The 276-nt window shown below is 46.7% G+C and carries 1 protein-coding gene; it reads right to left on the bottom strand.

Features of this window, described 5'->3' with window-relative positions; all coding sequences use genetic code 11:
• Positions 1-276, bottom strand: a 276-nt coding sequence (locus CWC14_RS19050; protein ID WP_283957468.1) for an amino acid--tRNA ligase-related protein, incomplete at both ends; no start/stop codon positions are given.

Genomic DNA, 276 nt, shown 5'->3' on the forward strand with positions numbered 1-276 from the left:
CACTTTAAACTCAACGTCTTTAACCAAATCAGCAACGTCAATAAGCTCCATCGGGTTACGTAGGTCAGGCTTGTCTGAACCGAAACGACGCATAGCTTCGCTGTAGGCCATCACAGGGAACTCGCCCAAATCAACATTCAGCAACTCTTGCCACATATCACGGATCAGTTTTTCAGTAACACCGCGAACTTGCTCTGAACTCATAAATGAGGTTTCGATATCGATTTGCGTGAACTCTGGCTGGCGGTCGGCACGTAAATCTTCATCACGGAAACA

Origin of the sequence: Pseudoalteromonas sp. S3260 (assembly GCF_005886925.1) — a bacterium.
Lineage (GTDB): Bacteria > Pseudomonadota > Gammaproteobacteria > Enterobacterales > Alteromonadaceae > Pseudoalteromonas > Pseudoalteromonas tetraodonis.